The organism is Psychrobacillus sp. (assembly GCF_056205495.1).
Genome location: NZ_JBAEAP010000087.1, coordinates 1 through 2024, shown reverse-complemented (window position 1 = coordinate 2024; position 2024 = coordinate 1). Strand labels below are relative to the sequence as shown.

Annotated in this window: 4 protein-coding genes; 2 read left to right on the top strand and 2 right to left on the bottom strand. The window is 34.0% G+C overall.

The annotated features are described in order from the left end of the window. Together AC06OU_RS02735 and AC06OU_RS02730 are read right to left on the bottom strand one after the other, a co-directional pair. Positions 1 to 502 (bottom strand): glutathione peroxidase (locus AC06OU_RS02735; RefSeq protein WP_475853815.1); only part of this gene is annotated, 502 nt, incomplete at its 3' end. Between the two features lie 296 nt (positions 503 to 798). Further along, positions 799 to 984, bottom strand: coding sequence for a hypothetical protein (locus AC06OU_RS02730; RefSeq protein ID WP_475853814.1), 186 nt, complete (start codon positions 982 to 984; stop codon positions 799 to 801). A 151-nt stretch (positions 985 to 1135) separates the two neighbouring features. On the opposite strand from AC06OU_RS02730, the gene AC06OU_RS02725 reads away from it, so the two are divergent. Both AC06OU_RS02725 and AC06OU_RS02720 read left to right on the top strand, forming a co-directional pair. Continuing rightward, positions 1136 to 1576, top strand: a complete 441-nt coding sequence (locus tag AC06OU_RS02725) for a VOC family protein (protein WP_475853813.1) — start codon at positions 1136 to 1138, stop codon at positions 1574 to 1576. A gap of 19 nt (positions 1577 to 1595) precedes the next feature. Beyond that, positions 1596 to 2024, top strand: a 429-nt coding sequence (locus AC06OU_RS02720; protein ID WP_475853812.1) for an AAA family ATPase, incomplete at its 3' end; no start/stop codon positions are given.

The window sequence follows — 2024 nt, the reverse complement described above, 5'->3', positions numbered from 1 at the left end:
GCTCAAAAAGATGAAGAACATTGCCGTTTCGATCTAATAGAAACTTAGTGAAATTCCATTTGATAGAGTTCCCATGCATAAAATGTGGAACTTTTTCATTTATAATGGAACTCAATATTCGTGCAGAAGGGTGAAAATGATTGAATCCTTTAAAAGGCTTTACTGCCGTAAGATAATTGAACAGAGGCTCTGCTTCACTATCTCTTACCTTTACCTTTGAGAACATTGGAAATTGTACACCAAAATTTATCTTACAAAATTGATTAATGTCTGAATTAATACCAGGCTCCTGGTCATCGAAATGATTAGATGGGAATCCTAGGACTACAAATCCCTGCTCCTTATATCGAGCATATAATTTTTGCAAATCTTCATATTGGTATGTAAAGCCACACTTGCTTGCAGTATTGACGATCAACACTACATTCCCCTTAAATTTTTCTAATGAAACCAAGTTACCACTGATATCCGGTAATTTAAAATCAAAATCATAGATACTCATCTTTTCTCCCCTATCTTCAAATAAAAACTTAGAATGAGAGTCCTAAGACCTAATCCGTAAGACTCATATAATTGATTGTATTATAGTTCTTAAATAATTGCCAAATTATTGCTTGATAGGTTTATAGAATTATTTCCCCTTTATATTTAAACTGCAACTTACAAAAGGAGTAAGTGGTAGAAGGAAAGAAAAATCTTTTGTTGTATTAATAATAGGAGAGTTTCTTGAGACCAAATTTACTTAGGAAAAATCTTAAAAAAATACTAGATAGAGATACCATCTAGTATTTGAAAAAATTATAAATTTTCGTTTTGTTGTTTGATCTCGTCGCCAGTTAGAATGATATTGGCCTCTTCGAGTGCTTTATGTTTATCAACCGAGTCACCAGGAACATGGTTACCGTTTGGATAGGTAGATCCATTTTCAATTGTTATCTTTTCTTTTTTCGGTGCTTTTGTAATAAAGTCATCCTGCTTTTTCATTTTTTCACTCCTTGTATGCATTATTAGTAACGTTTACCAATGTACAATTCCTGCTTTATTATTATGGACATCCTTTTAATAGACATACATTTGGCTCAATGAAAGATGGAATATGTCCACAATCTCGAAAAAATATATAGGAGGAATTACAATGAATCGCATAAATATTATCACACTTGGGACAAAAGATATTGTCCGTGCACATGAATTTTATAAGAAGCTAGGATTTGTTACTTCTGTAAGAGGACCAGAATCAAATCCACATATCATCTTCTTTAAAAATGAAGGTACTAAAATAGCTTTATATCCATTGGATGAACTTTCAAAAGACATAAATTCAGATAATCCACCGAATGTGTCCAATGGATTTACAGGCTTCACACTTGCTTATAACGCAAAAACAAAAGAAGAAGTAGACGAATTAATGAAAATGGCCCATTTAGCAGGCGCAACTATCCAAAAAGTAGCTCAAGCAACAGATTGGGGTGGCTACGGTGGCTACTTTACTGACCTAGACGGTTATTATTGGGAGATTGCCTACGCAGATACATGGGAGTTTGATGAAACAAATATGTTAATTATTGAAGATTAGTATGGATAGGAGCGTTAAAATGAATAAGTTTGTTTTTATATTTGGACCTCAAGCAGTTGGTAAGATGACGGTTGGACAGGAGCTTGCGAGGGAAACTGGTCTTAAGCTGTTTCACAACCATATGACAATAGATTTGCTAGAGCCACTTTTTGGCTTTAGTGAGGAAATGTGGAGACTGACTCACCAGTTTCGAATGGAGATATTTCAATCATTTTTGAAAAGTAATCAGGATGGAATGATCTTTACGAAGGTATGGTATTTTGACAAACAAGAGGATTGGGATGATATAGAGAATATCTGTCAAATGATGTCATCCAAAGGTGTTTCTATTTACTTTGTTGAGTTAGAAGCCAATGTGGAGAAGAGACTCGAACGAAATATGACACCACATCGATTAGAATGTAAACCAACAAAAAGAAACGTGAAGCTATCTGAACATCACTTACTA

Coding starts and splice junctions, on each gene's coding strand:
- AC06OU_RS02730 (WP_475853814.1), bottom strand. CDS start 984: ATGAAAAAGCAGGATGACTTTATTACAAAAGCACCGAAAAAAGAAAAG.
- AC06OU_RS02725 (WP_475853813.1), top strand. CDS start 1,136: ATGAATCGCATAAATATTATCACACTTGGGACAAAAGATATTGTCCGT.